Source organism: Gordonia marina (assembly GCF_052036135.1).
GTDB lineage: Bacteria > Actinomycetota > Actinomycetes > Mycobacteriales > Mycobacteriaceae > Gordonia.
Window position 1 is genome coordinate 31,560 of record NZ_JBPSDN010000014.1, and the last position, 20,350, is coordinate 51,909.

Genomic DNA, 20,350 nt, shown 5'->3' on the forward strand with positions numbered 1-20,350 from the left:
GAGGGGTCGTCCGTTTGCCCGACACGCCGAAAACGCTGAAAGTATGGCGCGCCGTGCAGCGCCGGCGACTTTCAGGTGATATTAAGGAATCTTCGCCGTTCGCTTGACCGTGGCGCCCGCTTCCGTGTGTAATCACAACTGTGTGATTCAGCGGACGCTTCGCCGCATTCGCTCTTGGGGATCGCACGACGCGAGACCCACGACCATATCGAGCAGGGAGGCGGCGATGACGTCAGCGGGCCACGGAACACAAACCGGTATCTCGTCGTCGAGTTCGGTCTTCACCACCGACGGCAGCCATCTCTCGGTGGTGCCCGAAGGCTTCGACGCGTTCATCGACGACGCCGAGGACCAGTGGCAGGAGCGCGCGCTCTGCGCACAGACCGACCCCGAGGCGTTCTTCCCGGAGAAGGGCGGCTCGACCCGCGAAGCGAAGCGGATCTGCCACGGCTGCGAGGTCAAGGCCGAATGCCTCGAATACGCGCTGGGCAATGACGAGCGTTTCGGGATCTGGGGCGGCCTGTCCGAGCGGGAGCGCCGCCGTCTCAAGCGCGGCATCATCTGAGCCAGACATGACGAACCGGCCCGGCAGCGTGAGCTGCCGGGCCGGTGTCGTCTCCGGGGTGCCGAGTCAGAGTTCCGGGCCGTCCTCGACGGTCTCCTCGTCCACGCCCAGATAGGTGGCGATCTGCTGGATCAGTACCTCGCGGAGGATCTCCGGCAGTTCCTCGTCGCCGGTGGCCCGCAGCTCGATGGGCCGCCGGAACAGGATCAGCTGCGCGCGGGTCGAGCGCCCGCGGGCGTCGACGCCCGCGCCGATCAGCCGGGCGAGGGGGACCGGGCCGTCCGCGGTGACCTCCTCGGGCCACTGCACGGTGTCCAGGTCGCGGGGCAGCATGCGCGGGATGTCGTCGACGGCCACGTCGAGATCGGTGAGCCGGTCGTGCCAGAGCGCGTCGAGCTCGGCGAAGGCGGCCGTCGCCGCCCGGTCGAAGCGGTCGGCGCGGGTCCGGTAGGCGGGCACCACGGGCGGTAGCAGCGGGCCGCGCAGACCCCGGCCGTGCCGGTCGCGCGTGCGCCGCGGCGGGACGAGGAGTTCGCGCGGAGTCGCCGGTCGAAAGCGCATAGGCGGCAGTCTACGCGCGGCCGATGCGTGTCGATGTCTGCCCGCGGCGGTCCAGACGATAGGCTGACCTTCGTGAACGCTCCCCGTCAGTGCTGCCGTCCCGGGTGCTCGCGCCTCGCGGTCGCCACCCTGACCTTCGTCTACGCCGAGTCGACGGCGGTCGTCGGGCCGCTGGCCGGCGCTGACGAGCCGCACTCCTGGGATCTGTGTTCCGAGCACGCCGACCGGATCACCGTGCCCCGCGGCTGGGAACTGCTGCGCAGTGAGCGTGACTTCGTGCAGCCCGCCGAGGACCAGGACCTCACCGCCCTCGCCGACGTGGTGCGCGAAGCCGGTGCCGTCGGCGGCGGCCCCGGGCTGCCGCCGCTGCCGTCGTTCACCTCCCGCGCCGATGTCGACGCCGCCTTGGACCTGCGGCCGGGTCCGCGTCGCGGCGCCGACGAACCGGGCCGCCATCGCGCCGAACGGGAGTCCGCGCGGAGCGCCCCGGCCGCCGGTCCGCGCCCGGGTCGTCGTGGGCACCTGCGGGTGCTCCCGGACCCGGTTGACTGACCCCGCTCACCGCGCGCATCGTGTGACCATGCCCGCCATCATCGACGATCTGGACGACGTGGAGTCGCTGTACTCCGTCGACCGCGACGGTCTGCTGCGCAGCGCCGCGATGGCCGGTGCCCAGGTGCGCGCCGTCGCGGAGGCGCAAGCCGAGGGCGTGCTGGAACCCCTGTCCACGCTGCGGCCGCGGGCCGTCGTGATCGTCACCGGCGGCGGGACCGTCGGTGCCCGCGCGTCCGCGCTGGTGGTCGCCGCTTTCGGCGGGCGGATCGACGTACCGCTGGTTGTGGTGCCGGTGCTGCCCGGCTGGATCGGACCGCTCGACGTCGTGGTGGTGCTGGGCGACGACGCCGGCGACCCGCTGCTCTCCGACGCGCTCGCCCGCGCCGCGCGGCGCCGCGCGGAGATCGTCGTCCTGGCACCGCTCGAAGGCCCGCTGGCCGAGGCCGCCGGTGTCGGCCGCCGCGGGGCCGCCGAGTTCGTGAACCTCGCACCGCGGCTGCCGATCGATCCGCGCTTCCGGTTCACCGGTCATGTCGCGGGTCTGAGCGCCGTGCTGACCGGGCTCGCGGCCGTGCGGGTGGCGCCGCGGCCCGAACCGCTCGCCGAGCTCGCCGACCGGCTCGACGCCGAGGCCGCCGTCGGGCATCCGGGCCAGGAGAGTTTCCACAACCAGGCGAAACTGCTGGCGATGCGCGCGGCCGGCCACGGACTGGCCTGGACCGGGGACACCCCGGCCGCGGCCGCGGCCGCCGCACAGGCGGCCGCCGCGTTCTTCGAGATCGGCGGCGTGCCCGCCGCCGTCGCCGAGGAAGCCCGGATCCTGGCAGTGCTCGCCGGCCGCGGTGCACCCGCGCCGGCCGAATCGCTCTTCTACGACCCGGAGTTCGACGGACCGCCGGCGCGCGACCCGATCCGGGCGTTCCTGGTGACCCTCGCCGCGCGATCCTGGTTCGCCCACCGGCGCATCGGCGACCGCGCGGTCGACGTGGTGACCGAGCAGGTCGACGACGCCGGCCCGCCCCCGGCGAACCCGTCCGGCGGGGCCGAGGCGCTCGCCGATACCCCGGCCGATCTGGGCGCCTACCTGGTGATCGTCGTGCGAGCCCAACTCGCCGCGGCCTACCTGGCGCTGACCGGGGCAGAATGAATGAGACGATGGCGGGGCCGAACACGGGGACACCGGGTGCGGGGATGACGGACAGGACGCTGGAATGAAGGTGCTCAAGGGGGTGGTACGCCCCTACGCGTGGGGTTCACGCACCGCGATCGCCGAACTCCAGGGCCGGTCCGCGCCGTCGGCCCACCCGGAGGCCGAGCTGTGGTTCGGTGCGCACCCGGCGTCGCCCGCCCGGCTCGACGGCACCCCCGGCGACCTGCTGGCCGTGATCGACGACGACCCGGCCGCCGCGCTCGGCACGCGCACCGCCGCCGCCTTCGAGGGACGGCTGCCGTTCCTGGTGAAGGTCCTGGCCGCCGACGAACCGCTGTCCCTGCAGGCGCACCCGAGTTCCGAGCAGGCACGGGTGGGATTCGCCGCGGAGAACGCCGCGGGCCTGGCCCCGGACGATCCGCGGCGCAACTACCGCGATTCGTGGCACAAGCCGGAAGTGGTCGTGGCGCTGAGCGACTTCGAGGCGCTGGCCGGATTCCGCGACCCCGCGGTGACCGTCGAGCTCCTGCGCAGCCTGCAGGTCCCCGGCCTCGACTCGGCGCTCGGCATGCTCGTCGGGGCGCCGGACCGCGACGGGCTGCGGGCGGTCTTCACCACCTGGCTGACGCTGCCCGAGCCGGTGATCGCCACGCTGGTCCCGCAGGTGCTGACCGGTGCGATCGCGGCCCTGGAGCGCGGCGCGACGCCGTTCGCCGACGAACTGCGCGCGGTGCTCGAACTGGGGGAGGCCTACCCGAACGACCCCGGCGTGCTCGCCGCCCTGCTCCTGAACTTCGTGCGCCTGCGTCCCGGGGAGGCGATCTATCTGGCCGCCGGCAATCTGCACGCGTACCTGCGCGGGTCCGCGGTGGAGGCGATGGCCAACTCCGACAACGTGCTTCGCGGCGGACTGACCCCGAAGCACATCGACGTGCCCGAACTGCTCCGCGTGCTCGACTTCCACCCGGTCTCCTGCGCGGAGCTGATGCCCGACATCCAGACCGTCGGCGCCGAACGGATCTATCTGACGCCGGCCCCCGAATTCCGGCTGTCTCGGGTGGAACTCGACGGCACCGCGCTGCGCGCCCCGGCGAGCGTCAGCTTCGACATGCCCGGTCCGCAGATCCTGACCGTCACCGCCGGACGCATCGAGGTGGCCGGTCCGGACGGCCGCCGCTGCACTGTGCGATGCGGCGACGCGCTGTGGCTGGCCGACTCCGATCCCGATGTGGTGGTGCACGCCGCGTCGGCGCACGCGGTGTTCTTCCGTTCCCGGGTGCCGCTGACCGTCTAGGCCGTGTTACGAAAGTGTCTGGTGGTGCTTCGGCGTGTCTGAGTGCTGAGGGGAGGTCTCCGGGCTTACGAAGTTGGTGTCGAATCATCAACGCACGCTGGGAGACCTCCCATGTCCACCGTATCGGCTTCGGCCCGTCACGATCTGACCGACGAGCAATGGCGGCTTCTACGGCCGCTGCTTCCTGCCCCGTCTTCCCGGGGCCGGCCGCGGGACTACCGGATCAGAGACCTGATCGACGCTGCCCGGTACCGGACCCGCAGTGGTTGTCCGTGGCGTGATCTGCCCGAACGGTACCCGCCGTGGTGGCGGGTCTACGTCCTGTTCGCTCAGTGGCAGCGCGCCGGAGTCTGGAAACGGATCGATGACGCACTGCGCGGGGCAGCCGGCGACCAGGATGTACTGTCCTGGCAGGTTAGCATTGATTCGATGACCTCGCGAGGTCACGTTCATGCTGCCGGAGCGCGTCGCGACAGCACGCAGCGAGTGGCCGGCGAACCGGCCGATCATGCGTTCGGCCGTTCCCGTGGCGGCTGGTCAACGAAGACCCATGTCGCCATCGATCAGCGTCGTGGCGTCCTGGCATTCCTGCTGACCGGTGGTCAGGCCGGAGACAGTCCGCAGATGGTCCCGGTACTGGAACTGATCAGCATCCGCGGTAAGCGGACAGGACGTGCCCGGCGTCGCCCCGAGCAGGTCCTGGCCGACAAGGCCTACTCGTCGCGTTCGAATCGTGCATGGTTGCGCCGTCATCACATTCGCGCCACGATCGCCCAGCCGAAGGACCAACGAGAGCACCGTCGCCGTCGCGGTTCAGCCGGCGGGCGGCCACCGGCCTTCGACCCCGAACGCTACAAAGCGCGTCACGCCGTCGAATGCGGCATCAACCAGCTGAAACAACACCGGGCCTGCGCCACTCGTTACGACAAACTCGCTGTCCGATTCGCCGCGACCATCGAAATCGCCAGCATCGATCATTGGCTACGAAGACTTTCGTAACACGGCCTAGTCCTGGCGCACGTAGCAGCGACCCGGAACAGGAGCAGCGTTCGCGAGCGCTGCTTCTGTACGCCAACGCTGCCACGTCCCTCGCCGGCGCCGGGGATCTCACGCTCACGCCCGTAGCAGGGCGTCCTCGGCGGGGGTGCCGACCAGGCGCACCGGGATCGAGCGGCCGCCGCCGACGGCGACGGCCCGTCGTGGGTCGGACGGATCCTGGTGCAGGGCAGGCGATTCCGGCGGAGCGTCGACGACGGTCCCGGGGCCGGCCACCCGCAGCACGGTGTGCCCGTCGAGAGGGCCGAGGCGCCGATCCGGCCGGTCGTCGACCAGCACCCGCGCGGTGCCGCCGGAGGCCGCGTGCAGGAGCGCGGGGTCGCCGACCGCGTCGATCAGGCCGGCCCACCGCCCGGGACGATCGGTGAACACCGCGGCGGAGACACCGGTCGCGGCGAGCCGGGCGACGATCCGCCGGGCCAGGTCGAGTTCGCCGGTGATCGTCGCCTCGGCGATCGCCGGGCCGGCCAGGCGCAGGCCGATCGGGTGACCGGCGTGATCGGCGCCGACGATCGTGCCGGAACCGCCGCAGGGCAGGGCGGCGGCGGTGAGGGCGGCGACGGTCGCCGCGGGAAGCGCCGGACCGTCGGGGTCGAGAAAGACCCGCGGCTCGGGGCGGCCCGGCCGCCAGAGGAGAGTCGCGGTCCGCGGCGTGCCCGCGCACTGCGCGGTCAGGGCACCGATCAGGGCACCGGGATCGTCGTGCCCGGCGTCCGGCGGGTCACCGGCGATCGGGTCGGTGGACGGTGCCGCGGCGGTCAGTTCGGCCGCGGTCAGCGCGGTCACGGCGAGGCCGCCGGACCGCAGCAGCACCGCGAGCCTGCGGGTCGCCGAGACGCAGGCCCGCAGTGGTGCGGCGCTGCCGGAACCGTGCCGGGCCACCAGCTCCGGGTGTGCGAGCGGGGCGAATCGGAGCCGCAGCTGGACGCCGCGGTCCGCCGCGATCGAGAGCGGGCCGGTCAGTCCGCGGTAGGCGGCCGCGGCCGGGCCGTCGCCGACGCAGCCGGAGCCGCGACAGCTCACGGTCAGCTCGGTGGCCGCGGCGTCGGGGTGGCGCATCCACTGCGCCACCAGGGCCAGCGGCAGCACGGCGCCCGGCCCGAGATCGGGCCACGGCCGGTCGACGCGGTGGGGGCGCGCGGGACCGGGGCCGACGGTGAGCGTCGTGAACAGGGTGCCGGACTCGTGGCGGACGCCGAGGAAGCCGTCGCCGGACGGTACGTCGAACGGTGACGACGCCGCGGTACGGCGGCGTCCCGGCGTCGTCGCGCGCGATCGAAGGACCCGCATGACCGCCTCCCCCGAACGACCGTCGTTCCCGCGCTTTCGGCGAAAGCGCGTGGCAACACCGTAACCCGGCACTACGGTGGCGGCACGGCGTTTGATCGGGGGAGCACGATGCCGAGACAGTTGACGACGCGCGCACAGGTCAGCGGCTACCGATTTGGATTGTCCCGCGCCGAACACGCACTGATCCGGCGCGATGCGCGCATGCTGGCCGACCCCATGCGATCGGAATTGCGCGCGCTGATCGGCGGCGCGGTGATCGCGCTGGTACTGCTGGCCGGGGCGGGGATCTACGGGATCATCCGGCCGGCGCCGTCGGTCGCCGATGCCGAGATCGTCGCCGCCGACACCGGCGGGCTCTTCGTTCTGGTCGACGGCGTGATGCATCCGGTGCCGAATCTGGCCTCGGCGCGGCTGGTGATCGGGGAGCCGTCGCCGGTCAAGAACGTCACCGCGCGCTCGGTGAGCGCCTACCCGCGCGGCCCGTCGCTCGGTATCCCGGGCGCACCGGCCGGGCTGCCCGGCCCGGCCGACCGGCGGGAGTCGACGTGGACGGTGTGCGACGATCCGGCCGGCGGCACGGCGGTGATCGCCGGCCGGCCCGCCGCGCCACCGGCCTCGGCGCGGGCGGGCGTGCTGGTCCGGGCCGGCGACGAGGAATGGCTGCTGTATCAGCTGCGGCGGGACTCGGTGGCGCGGCCGGTGCGGGCGCGGCTGCGGCCGGAGTCGGTCGCGGTGCGCCGAGCGCTCGGGCTCGACGGGGTGGCGGCGCGGCCGGTCAGCGCGGCCCTGCTGAACGCGTTCCCGGCCGAACCCGAACTCGCGGTGCCGGAGATCCCGGGGGCCGGCGGGGCGGGTCCGGCGACGCTGCGCGAAACGCCGGTCGGCACGGTGGTCCGCTCGCTCGGCGTCGACGATGCGCCGTCGTACTTCGCGGTGCTGGCCGACGGCGTCCAGCCGCTGACACCCGTCGCCGCCGAGGCGCTGCGCGGCGCGGACGCGACGGCACCGGGCACGGTGACGCAGGTGGCGCCGGCCGCGCTGGCGTCGGTGCCGGTGGTGCACAGGCTGCCGCTCGATGGCTTCCCGGAGGCACCGCCCGATCTGACCGAGAGCCGGGCCGCCGGCGCTGAACCGGTGCTGTGCCGGTCGTGGTCGGCGGTGGCGGGCCGGCCGGGGGTGCGTGAGAGTCTGCTGGTCACCGCGCATCTCCCGCTGCCGGGTGGTGCGCGGGTGGTGACGCTCAGTGCGGCCGACGGCGGCGGTCCCGGGCTCGACGGCGTGTACCTGCGGCCGGGGACCGGTGAACAGGTGGCGGTGCCCGGTGGGCGGTACTACATCACCGACGCGGGTGTCCGCTATCCGATCGCCGACGCGGACACCGCGCAGATGCTGGGGCTGCCCGCCGAGCCGGAACCGGCGCCGTGGCCGGTGGTGTCGTTACTGCCGGCCGGGCCGCAGCTGTCGCGGGAGGCGGCGCTGGTGACGCGTGATCTGCCTCGGTGACGGGTGCGGTCTCGACTTCGCCAGACCGTCGTGCGGGTCTCGACCGGCGCGGGGCTCAGCGGAGGCCGGCGGCCAGGAGCCGGACCATCCGTTCCCAGTCGTCGGCGATCTGTTCGGCGGTCAGGCCGATCACCTCGATCACGTGCCGGACGGCGATGGCCTCCAGCGGCGCCTGGATCGCGATGGCGACCGTGTCCAGGCCGCCGGGATAGCCGAGCTCGGAGAGCAGATACTGCACGTGCAGGGTGGACATCCGCCACGCCGGGTGGTTGAGACGATCGGGATCGTCGGAACCGGCCTCGAGCAGGATGTCGAGGTGGGCGATGGTGAGCTCGAGGCGGGCCCGGCCGTAGGCGATCAGCCGGTCGAGCGGGGGTGCGCCCGGGCCGAGGGGTTCGGGGCCGGACAGATAGTCGTGCTGAAGCGCGTGCTCGGAGTGATCCAGGAGCGCCATCATCAGCCCGGTGCGGCTGCCGAACCGGCGGAAGACGGTCCCCTTGCCCACGCCCGCCTCGCGGGCGACCGCATCCATGGTGACCGCCGCGGCGCCTTGATCGTCGATCAGGGTCTTGGCGGCGGTCAGCAGCAACTGCCGGTTGCGGGCGGCGTCGGCGCGTTCGCCTCCGGTGTCGCTCCCGCGGACCAGCGGCAGCGACACGGGCTGCCCGAGTTGAGAGGACATGTATCGAGAATATCGTGGTGGCGCCGTGTGGCCCGGTGTTCCCCGGTCGTTCTGCGCGCCGAAGTGCCCGGAAAGTGACGGGTCTCACTGATTCCAAAGGAAGCCAATAGGACCAGGGTCCGTTTCACTCAGGGTGAGCAACAGTGCTGTTTCCCCTGATTGGAGTCCGCTCATGTCTGATGCTGTTCGCACCGTCGTCGTCCTCGTCGGCAGTCTGCGCCGGGAGTCGGTGAACCGCCGGCTGGCCGCGCACCTGGCGGCCGAGGCGCCGGAAGGCGTCGATGTCCAGATCGCCGACGGCCTCGGCCTGCTGCCGTTCTACAACGAGGACATCGACGTCGACGGGCGGCGCGGCGACGCCGTGGAGGCGTTGCGCGCGCAGGTCGGCGCCGCCGACGCGGTGCTGCTGGTGACCCCGGAGTACAACGGTGGACTGCCCGCCGTCCTGAAGAACGCCATCGACTGGCTGTCCCGGCCGTACGGCGCCGGCGCCCTGAGCGGCCGCCCGGTCGGCGTGGTCGGTGCGGCGCTGGGCCGCTTCGCGGGCACCTGGGCGCGCGAGGATGCGCGGAAGGCGGCCGGTATCGCGGGCGCCGAGGTGATCGAGGCCGTCGAACTCGGCCTGCGCAGCGCGGAATTCGACGAGGCGCTCATCGAGGCCGATGCGGTGTTCGAGGCGCTGCTCGGTGAGCTCGTGGCCGCCGGCTGAGTCCCTCCGGCGACGGGGATCGGCCCCGCGGGCCCGCACCGAGAACCGGTGCGGGCCCGCCGTCGTTTTCGACACGCCGAACACGCCGAGACACGCCGGAACGCCTGTGGACTACTTCCTGTTCACCTGGGACTTTCACGAATGTTATTCACAAGCAGTTGTGGTCGATGGAAATATCGGACACAAGGTGTAGTGTTCAGGGTGTCCGGCGGGGAGATATGGCCCACAGCGCCGGTTCGGCGCTCCGGCGGTGAACTACACAGTGGTGATTCTCCGCGGAGAAGCCGCCGGACGTCATACGAAGAGAACAGTCATCCGATCGAGGGAGTCCGCTATGGCCATCACCGTCTACACCAAGCCGGCTTGCGTGCAGTGCAACGCGACCTACAAGGCCCTCGACAAGCACGGCCTGGAGTACGACGTGGTCGACATCAGCCAGGACGACGAGGCGCGCGACTACGTGATGGCGCTCGGGTACCTGCAGGCGCCGGTCGTCGTGGTCACCGGCGCCGGGAGCGCAGCGAGCGGGCCGCTGCTCTCCGACGAGCACTGGTCGGGCTACCGTCCCGATCGCATCAAGGCCGTCGCCTCGCGCGCGGCCTGATCGCCGGGACGTCGTCGTGTCAGTCGCCGAGGCCGTCGCGGGTGGAACGCAGGTTCCGCCTGCGGGTGATCCGCGGCTGCCGCTGGTCGTCTACTTCTCGTCGGTCTCGGAGAACACCCACCGCTTCGTGATGAAGCTGGGGGCGCGGGCGCAGCGGATCCCGCTGCTCGACCGCGCGGGGGAGTTCCGCGTCGACGAACCCTACATCCTGATCTGCCCCACCTACGGCGGCGGCAAGATCTCCCAGACCGGCGGCCTCGAGACCCATGCGGGCAGCGGATACGTCCCCAAGCAGGTGATCCGCTTCCTCAACGCCGAACACAACCGCTCCCTCATCCGGGGCGTGATCGCGGCGGGCAACACGAACTTCGGTGAGGAGTTCGGGGTGGCCGGCGAGATCATCGCCCGCAAATGCCAGGTGCCCTACCTCTACCGCTTCGAACTGATGGGGACCGCGGACGACGTCGACCGCGTCCGCGAAGGCCTCGCCGAGTTCGCCGCCGGACCGTCGTTCGCACGCTGACGCGCGCCGCGTCGAAAGTTCATCGTCTTTTCGCTCCACACTTTTCATCGCTCGACCAGCAGGAGTTTCCTTGTCGCCCACCGCAGTTCCCGTGACCGATGGTCCCTCCGACACCACGGTGTCGGCGAGTGTCTCCGGCGTGCACGCCGGGCCGGCCGGGCACGACCCGGCCGAGCTCGACTACCACGCGCTCAACGCGATGCTGAACCTGTACGACGCGGACGGGCGGATCCAGTTCGACAAGGACCGCGAGGCCGCGCGGCAGTACTTCCTGCAGCACGTCAACCAGAACACGGTGTTCTTCCACGATCTCGACGAGAAGCTCGACTATCTGGTCAAGGAGAACTACTACGAGCCCGAGGTCCTGGAGCAGTACGACCGCGAGTTCGTGAAGCTGCTGTTCGGGCACGCCTACGCGAAGAAGTTCCGCTTCCCGACCTTCCTCGGGGCGTTCAAGTACTACACCAGTTACACGCTGAAGACGTTCGACGGTAAGCGCTACCTGGAGCGTTTCGAGGATCGTGTGTGCATGGTGGCGCTGACGCTGGCCGCCGGTGACACCGCGCTGGCCCGGAACCTGGTCGACGAGATCATCGACGGCCGGTTCCAGCCGGCCACCCCCACGTTCCTGAACTCGGGCAAGAAGCAGCGCGGTGAGCCGGTCTCGTGCTTCCTGCTGCGCATCGAGGACAACATGGAGTCGATCGGGCGGTCGATCAACTCGGCGCTGCAGCTGTCCAAGCGCGGCGGCGGCGTGGCCCTGCTGCTCTCGAACGTGCGCGAGCACGGGGCGCCGATCAAGAAGATCGAGAACCAGAGCAGCGGCGTCATCCCGATCATGAAGCTGCTGGAGGACTCGTTCAGCTACGCCAATCAGCTCGGCGCGCGCCAGGGCGCCGGTGCGGTGTACCTGCACGCCCACCACCCGGACATCTACCGGTTCCTGGACACCAAGCGGGAGAACGCGGACGAGAAGATCCGGATCAAGACGCTCAGCCTGGGTGTCGTGATCCCGGACATCACGTTCGAGCTGGCCAAGAACAACGACGACATGTACCTGTTCAGCCCGTACGACGTCGAGCGCATCTACGGCAAGCCGTTCGCCGACGTCAACGTGACCGAGCTGTACCACGAGATGGTCGAGGACAAGCGGATCCGCAAGTCGAAGATCCGGGCGCGCGAGTTCTTCCAGACCCTCGCCGAGCTGCAGTTCGAGTCGGGCTACCCGTACATCATGTTCGAGGACACGGTGAACCGGGCGAATCCGGTCGAGGGCAAGATCACCCACTCCAACCTGTGCTCGGAGATCCTGCAGGTGTCGACGCCGTCGACCTTTAACGACGATCTCTCGTACTCGCATGTCGGCAAGGACATCTCCTGCAACCTCGGGTCGATGAACATCGCCAAGGCGATGGACTCGCCGGATCTGGGGCTGACCATCGAGACCGCGATCCGCGGGCTCACCGCCGTCGCCGATCAGACGTCGATCGACTCGGTGCCGTCGATCCGCCGCGCGAACGAGGAGGGGCACGCGATCGGCCTCGGGCAGATGAATCTGCACGGCTACCTGGCACGCGAGCGCATCTTCTACGGCAGCGAGGAGGGCATCGACTTCACCAACATGTACTTCTACACGGTGCTGTTCCACGCGCTGCGCGCGTCGAACAAGCTCGCGAAGGAGAAGGGCCGCCCGTTCGCCGGCTTCGAGAACAGCACGTACGCGTCCGGCGAGTTCTTCGACAAGTACATCGATCAGCCGTGGGAGCCGGCCACCCAGCGGGTGCGTGAGCTGTTCGCGAACGCCGGGCAGTCGGACGGCAGCCTGTTCGCCAGCTCGGGGATCGCGATCCCGACGCAGGACGATTGGCGTGAGTTGAAGGCGTCGATCCAAGAGCACGGCATCTACAACCAGAATCTGCAGGCCGTCCCGCCGACCGGGTCGATCAGCTACATCAACCACTCGACCAGCTCCATCCACCCGGTCGCCGCGAAGATCGAGATCCGCAAGGAAGGCAAGATCGGCCGCGTCTACTACCCGGCGCCGTACCTCACCAACGACAACCTGGAGTACTACCAGGACGCCTACGAGATCGGCTACGAGAAGATCATCGACACCTACGCCGCGGCGACGCAGCACGTCGACCAGGGCCTGTCGTTGACGCTCTTCTTCAAGGACACCGCCACCACCCGCGACGTGAACAGGGCGCAGATCTACGCGTGGCGCAAGGGCATCAAGACGCTGTACTACATCCGTCTGCGCCAGATGGCCCTCGAGGGGACGGCCGTGGAGGGGTGCGTCAGCTGCATGCTGTAGTTGCAAACGCAACTATCTGTCCGGTGCTTCGTGTGACACCAGTGAAGGTCCGTGGATCGTTGCCCTAATAAGGTCATGAGTCGCGGACTTTCACTCGTGTCACTGGCCTCAGCAGCGGCCGCGAGGCAACTTCGAGAGGTGCTTCTTCAGCCAGGCGGCGACCTTGTCCAGCGTGTCGGTGCCGACGCCCATCTCCTCGCCGGCGCGGTGGCTCTGCATGGTGACCGCGACCTGGCGGCCGTCGGAGAAGGTGATCAGGCCCAGCTGGCGGACGTCGTAGCCGCCGTCGTCGGCGGGGCCCCAGCCGCCCTTGACCGCGGTAGACCCGCCGGGGATCTCGATCGACTTCAGGCCCCACTGCTGCATCCCGTCCACCTCGCCCATGTAGTCGAGGACCTTGGCGGTGTTCTTCATGCACGGCAGGTGTGCGGCGAAGGTGGCGGCGTCGGTGAGCTTCCAGGGCGTGAGGCCGAAGGTCTCGTCGGAGTCGTAGGCGATGTGCACCGGGTCGGTGTTCTCGTCGCCGCCGCTGCGCAGCACGTCGGTGACCTTCGTGCGCGCCGTCGCCGCGTCGCCGGCGCCGTTCGGGCCGCCCAGCGATCTGCGGAGCTTGAGTGCGGCGTCGTTGTCGGAGTGGATGATCGCCTGCTTGACCGTGGCCAGGATGTCGGCGTCGCCGGGCTTGTTGCGCAGGGCCGCGATCGACAGCGGCACCTTGATCGTCGACCACGCCGTCATCACGGGCGGATCGCCGAAGGCCGTCACCGGACCGCCGCCGACCGGAACCAGTGCGACGCCGACGCCGGGGCCCAGGTTCAGCCTGTCCCAGCTCGTGCGCAGCTCGGAGACCTCGGGGCCGGTGGCCGTCGGCGGCCGATCGGACGACGACGCGGCCGCCGGTGGCGCCGACGGGGAGGCGACCGGTGTGCCGCGGGTCTCGGAACAGGCGGTCAGGGCGACGGCCAGGGTCGCGCCGGTCAACAGGGCCGCGGCGCGCGCCGGACGCGCCGATCGGGAAAGGTGCACGGGTGCTCCGAGGTCAGTAGATGTACACGACGGCCTGGTTGCCGCCGCGGCACGCGATGATCCCCAGGTACGGACTGCATTCCATCACGAAGTTCTTCTGCATCTGCGGTGCCCAGCCGTTGACGGTGCGGGCCTCGCCCATCGGGCCGCTGCGCACATACGCGTCGCGGACGTTCGCGGCGAACTCGCAGCCGGTCCACTGCGGGTAACCGGTACCCACGCCGGTGTACCCCGGGCAGGGTTGATTGTCCGACGGCGGTGAGCCGGGCGTCCAGGTGGCCGTCGTCCCGCCGGACGCGTCGCTCGTGGTGGCACCGTCGTCGGTGGTGGTGACCGTGGTGACGCCGCCGGCGGCGGCCGTGTCGTTACCGTCCGAGCCGCCCATCCGGTCGGCGATCAGCCACGCGCTGATGCCGATCAGGGCCGCGATGACGACGCCGATGGACACCAGCAGGACGGTGTTGGTGGTGCTGCGGCCCGACGGCGGCGGCGGGGGATACGCCTGCGGCGGATACCCGGGCGGCTGCCCGCCGGGCGGGCCGTACAGTGCGCCCGGGTGATAGCCGGCCCCGGCGACGCCGGTGCGGTCGATCGCCGGGTTGGAGATGGCCGGGTTCGAGATGGCGGGGTTGGAGATGGCCGGGTTCGACACCGAACCCATCACCGCCGTGGGGGCGACCGGGAAGCCGGTCGTGCGCCCGGCGCCCGGCCCGCCGATCAGGCCGGTCTCCGACTCGCCCAGCGTCGGCGGCCGTTCGCCGGCCAGGGCCGCCCGGGCCGCGCGCGCCAGCTCCAGCGACGACGGGCAGCGCTGCTCGGGCGACTTGTTCAGCCCCCAGGCGAGCACGGCGTCCAGCGCCGGGGTGATGGCCGGATTGATGCTGCTCGCGACCGGGACCTCGTCGAACAGCACTCCCTTGGTGATGGTCGAGACGGATTCGCCCGGGAACGGTTTGCGGCCGGTGAGCAACTCGAACAGCATGACGGTCATCGCGTAGGTGTCGGCGGCACCGGTCACCGGCTTGTCGTCGAACTGCTCGGGGGCCATGTACGCGACCGAGCCGATCGCGGTACCGGTCCGGGTCAGATGGGTGTCGGTCTCGGCGTGGGCGACGCCGAAGTCCACCAGATACGCGAAGTCGGCGTGGGTGACCAGCACGTTCTCCGGCTTCACATCGCGGTGCACCAGGCCGGCGTCGTGCGCGGCGTCGAGCGCGGCGGCGACCTGCTCGATCAGTGCGACGGCCTCGGCGGGCTCCAGCACCCCTCGCTCGCGCATGATGGCGCGCAGATCGTTGCCGTTCACCAGCCGCATGTCGAGGAAGAGCTGCCCGTCGATCTCGCCGAAGTCGTGGATCGGGATGACGTGCGGCTCGTCGAGCCGCGCCAGCGTCTGGCATTCGCGGCGGAATCGCTCCTGGAAGACGGGGTCTTCGGCGAGGTGTGGCGGCAGCAGTTTCAGCGCGACGGTGCGGTCGCGGACGGTGTCGTGCGCCCGGTAGACCTCGCCCATGCCGCCCTTGCCGAGCAGCGACTCGAGCCGGTACGGACCGAAGGTCTGACCGGCCCGGCTGGACTGCGTTTCACCCATGCGCGACTCCTCCTGTGTGCCACGGGCATCGTACGCACAGGCGCGCCGTTCGGTGGGGCTCGGCACCCGCGCTGTCCTCCTTCTGGAGGACAGCCGGAGCCGGGGCGTCAGGACTGCGGGGCGAGGCGGTCGCGGAGGATGGGGAGGACGTCGTCGAGGGCGCGGATCATCGCGTCGAGGCGCTCACGCGGGCCGGGGGCGCGCAGCACGTCGTACCGGTCCGCCGCGCCGAGCGGCAGATTGGCGGCGGTGCGGAAGGTGTAGTCGGTGGGCGGCAGATCGTCCGGGGCACCGAGCACGACGGCCGGCCGGCCGCTGCGCGCCGCCATCTGGTCGTAGAGGTCCTGCGTCTCGGCGAGGACCGACGTGAACGGAACGCGCGCCCGGGCCCACTCGGCGGGTCCGCCGGCCGGTTCGTCCGGCCAGAGTTCGATCTCGGCACGGGGATACGGGTCGTCGTCGAGCCAGGAGACGACGCGCAGCCGCTCGATGCCGCGGCAGGCGAGCCGGATCTGCCCGCTCGCCTGGAGACGATGGCCGATCAGCTGGACGACGGTGCCGACGCCGAACCGCTCGTCGCCGCCGCCGACCTCGCTGCCGCGGGCGATCAGTACGACGCCGAACCGGCCGTCGCCCGCGAGCACGTCGCTCACCATCCGGCGGTAGCGCGGCTCGAACACGTTCAGGCTCAGCGGCTCCGCGGGGAGCAGCGGATGTTCGAGCGGAAACATCGGCAGCACCGTCATGGCATCAGCATGCGCCCGCGGGCGGCGATCGGCCCGCGACGCGCCGAGCGCGGCGGCCGGAAAGGTCGGCGCGGCGCACGGGTGAGGACGGTGGGGAGGGTCAACCGATCTTCCAGGCGAGGGCCGCGGCCACCGCGCCGGCGCCGTTGGCGGCCCAATGCAGCGCGAGGGACGGCAGCAGACTGCCGGTGCGCACTCGCAGCCAGCCGAACAGCAGCCCGGCGATGGTCGTGAACACCACGGCGCCGAGGATCCCGAGGACGACGCCGGCCGGGCCGGCGCCGACGACGTCGCCGATACCCCGGTTGCCGGTCGACAGACCGGTCGCCGACACCACGTGCCACAGGCCGAACAGCAGGGCCTGGGCGATGACGGCGGTCCGCTCGGTGTGCCGGCGGCGCAGCGCGCCGAGGAGCACGCCGCGGAAGAGCAGTTCCTCCGGGACGACCGTCTGCCACGGGATGAGGACGAAGGCGGACAGCAGTGCCCAGGACAGATCCCGGTAGGCGTCGTTGTGGAAGAGCTCGCGGATCGGCGGGATCGCCAGCCCGGCGGCGATCGCGACGACCACGACCGCGATGATCGCGGCCGACCAGCGCAGTCCGCGGCCGAGCGTCTCGCGCGCCAGTCCGAGGTCCGCCGCGGTCATTCCCGAACCCACCGCCAGCCCGGCGGCCGCGAGCGCCACCCCGGCGACGATCCATCGGGAGGCCGCCCCGGCGGTGAAGTGCATGACGGTCTCGGCCGCGAACATGACCGTGACGAGGCCGATGAGGGCGTGGTAGAAGCGGACGCGCCGGGTGACGAGTCGGCGTCCGGCGTCGCCGAAGGGAGTTGTGCGCACGCCCGTCCTCCCCGTGTCGGCCGATGATGTGCGAGTCTATCCAGACCGCCGTGACACGCCCGGGACCGGGAACATCGCGACACGCCGCACCGGGCGAGACACACCATCTTGTGGTGCCGGGCGTCGTCGTCCCCAACGAGTAGTGTTGACGGCACCGCTCGTCTGACATTCGTAGAAATCCGAGGTGCCATGTCTGCGTCCGCTCACAGTCCCGCCGAAGGCGCGCCGATCAAGCTGGTCGACCGCGTCAGCGCCATCAACTGGAACCGCGTTCCGGACGAGAAGGACGCCGAGGTGTGGGACCGGCTGACCGGTAACTTCTGGCTGCCGGAGAAGGTGCCGGTGTCCAACGACATCCCGTCGTGGGGCACCCTCACCGACTACGAAAAAGAGCTCACCATGCGGGTCTTCACCGGCCTGACGCTGCTCGACACCATCCAGGGCACCGTCGGCGCCGTCTCGCTGATCCCGGATGCGGTGACCCCGCACGAGGAGGCGGTGCTCACCAACATCGCGTTCATGGAGTCGGTGCACGCCAAGAGCTACAGCTCCATCTTCTCCACCCTCTGCTCCACCAAGGAGATCGACGAGGCCTTCCGCTGGTCGGAGGAGAACGAGCACCTGCAGCGCAAGGCGCACATCGTCATGGATTACTACCGCGGCGACGACCCGCTCAAGCGCAAGGTGGCCTCCACGCTGCTCGAGTCGTTCCTCTTCTATTCGGGCTTCTACCTGCCGATGTACTGGTCCAGCCGCGCCAAGCTGACCAACACCGCCGACCTGATCCGGCTGATCATCCGCGACGAGGCCGTGCACGGCTACTACATCGGCTACAAGTACCAGCGGGCGCTGGAGATCGAGACCCCCGAGCGGCGGGCCGAGCTGAAGGACTACACCTTCGATCTGCTCTTCGACCTCTACGACAACGAATCGGACTACACCGAATCGCTGTACGACGAGGTGGGGCTGACGGAGGACGTCAAGAAGTTCTTGAAGTACAACGCCAACAAGGCCCTGATGAACCTGGGCTACGAGGCGATGTTCCCGAAGGACGAGACCGGCGTGAACCCGGCCATCCTGTCCGCGCTGTCGCCGAACGCCGACGAGAACCACGACTTCTTCTCCGGTTCGGGCAGCTCGTACGTGATCGGCAAGGCCGTCAACACCGAGGACGAGGACTGGGACTTCTGAGTTCCGGCGGGCGGATCCCGCCGATCAGCGTCGCGACAGTTCCTCGGTGAGCACGATCTTCGCGAACTCCACCCGGTTCCGGGCGCCGGTCGCCGTCAGGATGTGGCTGACGTGCTTCTTCACGGTGTCCAGCTGAATCGACAGCACCGCGGCGATCTCCTCGTTCGAATTGCCGTCGGCGATGAGCTCGCCGAGCTCGCGCTGGCGGGGCGTGAGATTGCTGCGCCACGAACCCTCGGGATTGCCCGGAAGGGTCCGCGCCAGCAGTGTCAGCTGCTGGGCGAGCAGCCCCAGGCCGGCGAGACGTTCGCCGACGATCTCCTTGCCCTCGTCGTCGAAGATGCCGACCATCGCGTGCGCGCCGTGCGCCAGGCCGAGATGCAGGACCGAGGCGCTGCGCAGCCGGTGCCGGTACAGGAATCCCTGCAGGTAGTTCACGGCCCCGGACGGCAGTGAGCGCAGTCCCGAGTGGGAGATCGCGCGGGTCCGGGCGAGGGCGCTGAACGACTCCTTGGTGGAGAACATGTCGTCGAGGTACCAGCCGGAGTGGTACTCGTCGAGGATCGCCGGGATCCGGCCGGTGGCGACCGGATCCGGGTCGCGGAACGCGCCGCGGAACGTCGGTCCGGTCAGGAACGTGGTGTTGGGGAAGCCGTACCGGTCGTGCAGCGAGTCCATCAGGCGCAGCTTCAGATCGGGGAGGTCGCGCGCCGCGCCGCAGTCGTCGAGCACGGCGAAGATCCGGTCGTACTCGCGGCCCGGCAGCGAGGGATGACGAGGTCTGGACATGCGTACCTCCGGCCTCCGATCGGTTCCGTCCAGGATGGGGTGTCGCCGGCCCGGCCGTCACGGTCTCCGGACGAAGATTCCACTTTGGTGCGATGTTACGCACGTCACTGCCGATCGAGAATGTGATCACCGCCGAGTGGGGCCGACCCGCCGGTGAGTCAGACACGAGCAGGAGAATCACATGCGACTTCGTTTCGGCTACTTCCTCGCGCCGTTCCATCCGGCGGGCCAGAACCCGACCGCGCTCATGGAGCGCGACCTGCGCTTCGTCGAACACGTCGACAACCTGGGCTTCGACGAGTTCTGGTTCGGCGAGCATCACTCGGCGGGCAGCGAGATCTACGCGTCACCGGAGATCATGATCGCCGCGGCCGCCAGTCGTGCGCCGCGCATCAAGCTCGGCACCGGCGTCACGTCCCTCGCCTACCACAACCCGCTCTGGGCGGCCGACCGGATCATGCAGCTCGACCACCTCACCCGCGGCCGGGTGATCTTCGGTCTGGGCCCGGGCTCGCTGCCCACCGACTCGATGATGATCGGTCTCGACCCGATCGCGTGCCGCGAGCTGATGCAGGAGAACGTCGACATCGTCGTCCGGCTGCTGAACGGCGAGGTGGTCAACGCCAAGACGCGCACCCACGAACTGATCGACGCGCAGCTGCAGCTCGCGCCGTACAACGAGAACGGCATCCCGATCACGGTGGCCGCGGTCGCCTCGCCGACCGGCCCGCGACTGGCCGGTACGCACGGGCTCGGTCTGCTGTCCATCGGCGCCACGCTCTCGGCCGACGGTTTCGATGCCCTCGCGCACCACTGGGGCATCATGGAGGAGCGCGCCGAGGCGCACGGCAAGACCGTCGACCGCAAGGACTGGAGCCTGGTCGGTCTGTTCCACCTCGCCGAGACCGAAGACGAGGCGCGCCGCCAGGTCCGGTACGGCATCGAGCAGTGGTTCGACTACTTCAAGCACGTGGCGGCCTTCCCGCAGATGGGCGTGCAGGGCGACCACATCGACGAGATGATCGACTTCGTCAAGGACAACGGCATCGGCGTCATCGGCACCGCCGAACAGGCACGCGAGCAGGTGCAGCGCCTGTGGGATCAGTCCGGCGGTTTCGGTTCCATGCTGCAGATGGGTCACGACTGGGCCAGCCCGGCCGACACCTGGCGGTCCGCGCAGATCTTCGCCGAGCGCGTGATGCCGCACTTCCAGGGGCAGTCCCAGCCCACGCTCAACGCGGCAGCCCGCGCCCGCGTCGTGCACGACGGCTACGCGGCCAAGCAGGAGGCCGCCGTCGAGCACATGACCAAGAAGTACGAGGCGGAGCTGGCCGCGAAGGCCTGATCCCCTGACCGG

20 protein-coding genes are annotated in these 20,350 nt (G+C 70.3%); 12 read left to right on the forward strand and 8 right to left on the reverse strand.

The window, feature by feature from the left end; all coding sequences use genetic code 11:
- The first annotated feature begins 226 nt into the window (after positions 1-226).
- The gene (locus ACSEEN_RS10910) at positions 227-565 is read left to right on the forward strand and encodes a WhiB family transcriptional regulator (protein WP_247864525.1); all 339 of its coding nucleotides are present in this window, start codon (positions 227-229) and stop codon (positions 563-565) included.
- Between the two features lie 66 nt (positions 566-631).
- Here the strand turns inward: ACSEEN_RS10910 and ACSEEN_RS10915 are convergent, their stop codons facing one another.
- Positions 632-1,126 (reverse strand): metallopeptidase family protein, encoded by a 495-nt coding sequence (locus tag ACSEEN_RS10915; protein ID WP_247864524.1) that lies wholly within the window; start codon positions 1,124-1,126, stop codon positions 632-634.
- 72 nt (positions 1,127-1,198) lie between these two features.
- On the opposite strand from ACSEEN_RS10915, the gene ACSEEN_RS10920 reads away from it, so the two are divergent.
- The 4 genes from ACSEEN_RS10920 to ACSEEN_RS10935 all read left to right on the forward strand — a co-directional run bounded on the left by ACSEEN_RS10920 (position 1,199) and on the right by ACSEEN_RS10935 (position 5,124).
- The gene (locus ACSEEN_RS10920) at positions 1,199-1,678 is read left to right on the forward strand and encodes a DUF3499 domain-containing protein (RefSeq protein ID WP_247864523.1); all 480 of its coding nucleotides are present in this window, start codon (positions 1,199-1,201) and stop codon (positions 1,676-1,678) included.
- A 28-nt stretch (positions 1,679-1,706) separates the two neighbouring features.
- On the forward strand, positions 1,707-2,828 hold the full coding sequence (locus ACSEEN_RS10925; RefSeq protein ID WP_440713169.1) for a hypothetical protein: 1,122 nt from the start codon (positions 1,707-1,709) through the stop codon (positions 2,826-2,828).
- 64 nt (positions 2,829-2,892) lie between these two features.
- The gene (gene manA / locus ACSEEN_RS10930) at positions 2,893-4,125 is read left to right on the forward strand and encodes a mannose-6-phosphate isomerase, class I (protein ID WP_440713170.1); all 1,233 of its coding nucleotides are present in this window, start codon (positions 2,893-2,895) and stop codon (positions 4,123-4,125) included.
- Positions 4,126-4,236: 111 nt separating this feature from the next.
- On the forward strand, positions 4,237-5,124 hold the full coding sequence (locus ACSEEN_RS10935) for an IS5 family transposase (protein WP_440713171.1): 888 nt from the start codon (positions 4,237-4,239) through the stop codon (positions 5,122-5,124).
- Positions 5,125-5,238: 114 nt separating this feature from the next.
- Here ACSEEN_RS10935 and ACSEEN_RS10940 read toward each other — a convergent pair whose 3' ends face one another.
- The gene (locus ACSEEN_RS10940) at positions 5,239-6,471 is read right to left on the reverse strand and encodes a type VII secretion protein EccE (RefSeq protein WP_440713172.1); all 1,233 of its coding nucleotides are present in this window, start codon (positions 6,469-6,471) and stop codon (positions 5,239-5,241) included.
- A gap of 108 nt (positions 6,472-6,579) precedes the next feature.
- Here ACSEEN_RS10940 and eccB point away from each other — a divergent pair, with 108 nt between their 5' ends.
- On the forward strand, positions 6,580-7,974 hold the full coding sequence (gene eccB / locus ACSEEN_RS10945) for a type VII secretion protein EccB (protein ID WP_440713173.1): 1,395 nt from the start codon (positions 6,580-6,582) through the stop codon (positions 7,972-7,974).
- Between the two features lie 55 nt (positions 7,975-8,029).
- Here eccB and ACSEEN_RS10950 read toward each other — a convergent pair whose 3' ends face one another.
- Positions 8,030-8,656 (reverse strand): TetR/AcrR family transcriptional regulator, encoded by a 627-nt coding sequence (locus tag ACSEEN_RS10950; protein ID WP_247864517.1) that lies wholly within the window; start codon positions 8,654-8,656, stop codon positions 8,030-8,032.
- 172 nt (positions 8,657-8,828) lie between these two features.
- Between ACSEEN_RS10950 and ACSEEN_RS10955 the strand changes: the two genes are divergently transcribed.
- The 4 genes from ACSEEN_RS10955 to nrdE all read left to right on the forward strand — a co-directional run bounded on the left by ACSEEN_RS10955 (position 8,829) and on the right by nrdE (position 12,806).
- On the forward strand, positions 8,829-9,365 hold the full coding sequence (locus tag ACSEEN_RS10955; RefSeq protein WP_247864515.1) for an NAD(P)H-dependent oxidoreductase: 537 nt from the start codon (positions 8,829-8,831) through the stop codon (positions 9,363-9,365).
- Between the two features lie 334 nt (positions 9,366-9,699).
- Positions 9,700-9,969, forward strand: a complete 270-nt coding sequence (gene nrdH, locus ACSEEN_RS10960) for a glutaredoxin-like protein NrdH (RefSeq protein ID WP_247864514.1) — start codon at positions 9,700-9,702, stop codon at positions 9,967-9,969.
- A 76-nt stretch (positions 9,970-10,045) separates the two neighbouring features.
- Positions 10,046-10,492, forward strand: coding sequence for a class Ib ribonucleoside-diphosphate reductase assembly flavoprotein NrdI (nrdI, locus tag ACSEEN_RS10965; protein ID WP_298445800.1), 447 nt, complete (start codon positions 10,046-10,048; stop codon positions 10,490-10,492).
- Between the two features lie 70 nt (positions 10,493-10,562).
- Entirely contained in the window at positions 10,563-12,806 is a 2,244-nt protein-coding gene (nrdE, locus tag ACSEEN_RS10970) for a class 1b ribonucleoside-diphosphate reductase subunit alpha (RefSeq protein WP_440713174.1), read from the forward strand.
- Positions 12,807-12,914: 108 nt separating this feature from the next.
- Here the strand turns inward: nrdE and ACSEEN_RS10975 are convergent, their stop codons facing one another.
- From ACSEEN_RS10975 to ACSEEN_RS10990, 4 genes are all read right to left on the reverse strand, one after another.
- A complete protein-coding gene (locus tag ACSEEN_RS10975) occupies positions 12,915-13,832 on the reverse strand; it encodes a serine hydrolase (protein ID WP_440713175.1) in 918 nt (305 codons plus the stop codon).
- 13 nt (positions 13,833-13,845) lie between these two features.
- Positions 13,846-15,423, reverse strand: a complete 1,578-nt coding sequence (locus ACSEEN_RS10980) for a serine/threonine-protein kinase (protein ID WP_440713176.1) — start codon at positions 15,421-15,423, stop codon at positions 13,846-13,848.
- A 107-nt stretch (positions 15,424-15,530) separates the two neighbouring features.
- A complete protein-coding gene (locus ACSEEN_RS10985) occupies positions 15,531-16,169 on the reverse strand; it encodes an LON peptidase substrate-binding domain-containing protein (RefSeq protein WP_247864472.1) in 639 nt (212 codons plus the stop codon).
- A 100-nt stretch (positions 16,170-16,269) separates the two neighbouring features.
- A complete protein-coding gene (locus ACSEEN_RS10990) occupies positions 16,270-17,013 on the reverse strand; it encodes a CPBP family intramembrane glutamic endopeptidase (RefSeq protein ID WP_440713177.1) in 744 nt (247 codons plus the stop codon).
- 189 nt (positions 17,014-17,202) lie between these two features.
- Between ACSEEN_RS10990 and nrdF the strand changes: the two genes are divergently transcribed.
- Positions 17,203-18,204, forward strand: a complete 1,002-nt coding sequence (gene nrdF, locus ACSEEN_RS10995; RefSeq protein WP_440713178.1) for a class 1b ribonucleoside-diphosphate reductase subunit beta — start codon at positions 17,203-17,205, stop codon at positions 18,202-18,204.
- A gap of 24 nt (positions 18,205-18,228) precedes the next feature.
- On the opposite strand, the gene ACSEEN_RS11000 is transcribed toward nrdF, so the two are convergent.
- Complete coding sequence (locus ACSEEN_RS11000) at positions 18,229-18,993, reverse strand: helix-turn-helix transcriptional regulator (protein WP_440713179.1); 765 nt, start codon at positions 18,991-18,993, stop codon at positions 18,229-18,231.
- Between the two features lie 181 nt (positions 18,994-19,174).
- Between ACSEEN_RS11000 and ACSEEN_RS11005 the strand changes: the two genes are divergently transcribed.
- The gene (locus tag ACSEEN_RS11005; protein ID WP_440713180.1) at positions 19,175-20,338 is read left to right on the forward strand and encodes an LLM class flavin-dependent oxidoreductase; all 1,164 of its coding nucleotides are present in this window, start codon (positions 19,175-19,177) and stop codon (positions 20,336-20,338) included.
- Positions 20,339-20,350: the final 12 nt, after the last annotated feature.

Coding starts and splice junctions, on each gene's coding strand:
- ACSEEN_RS10955 (WP_247864515.1), top strand. CDS start 8,829: ATGTCTGATGCTGTTCGCACCGTCGTCGTCCTCGTCGGCAGTCTGCGC.
- ACSEEN_RS11005 (WP_440713180.1), top strand. CDS start 19,175: ATGCGACTTCGTTTCGGCTACTTCCTCGCGCCGTTCCATCCGGCGGGC.
- ACSEEN_RS10940 (WP_440713172.1), bottom strand. CDS start 6,471: ATGCGGGTCCTTCGATCGCGCGCGACGACGCCGGGACGCCGCCGTACC.
- ACSEEN_RS11000 (WP_440713179.1), bottom strand. CDS start 18,993: ATGTCCAGACCTCGTCATCCCTCGCTGCCGGGCCGCGAGTACGACCGG.
- ACSEEN_RS10915 (WP_247864524.1), bottom strand. CDS start 1,126: ATGCGCTTTCGACCGGCGACTCCGCGCGAACTCCTCGTCCCGCCGCGG.
- ACSEEN_RS10935 (WP_440713171.1), top strand. CDS start 4,237: ATGTCCACCGTATCGGCTTCGGCCCGTCACGATCTGACCGACGAGCAA.
- nrdH (WP_247864514.1), top strand. CDS start 9,700: ATGGCCATCACCGTCTACACCAAGCCGGCTTGCGTGCAGTGCAACGCG.
- manA (WP_440713170.1), top strand. CDS start 2,893: ATGAAGGTGCTCAAGGGGGTGGTACGCCCCTACGCGTGGGGTTCACGC.
- ACSEEN_RS10910 (WP_247864525.1), top strand. CDS start 227: ATGACGTCAGCGGGCCACGGAACACAAACCGGTATCTCGTCGTCGAGT.
- ACSEEN_RS10980 (WP_440713176.1), bottom strand. CDS start 15,423: ATGGGTGAAACGCAGTCCAGCCGGGCCGGTCAGACCTTCGGTCCGTAC.
- eccB (WP_440713173.1), top strand. CDS start 6,580: ATGCCGAGACAGTTGACGACGCGCGCACAGGTCAGCGGCTACCGATTT.
- ACSEEN_RS10985 (WP_247864472.1), bottom strand. CDS start 16,169: ATGACGGTGCTGCCGATGTTTCCGCTCGAACATCCGCTGCTCCCCGCG.
- ACSEEN_RS10925 (WP_440713169.1), top strand. CDS start 1,707: ATGCCCGCCATCATCGACGATCTGGACGACGTGGAGTCGCTGTACTCC.
- nrdF (WP_440713178.1), top strand. CDS start 17,203: ATGTCTGCGTCCGCTCACAGTCCCGCCGAAGGCGCGCCGATCAAGCTG.
- ACSEEN_RS10950 (WP_247864517.1), bottom strand. CDS start 8,656: ATGTCCTCTCAACTCGGGCAGCCCGTGTCGCTGCCGCTGGTCCGCGGG.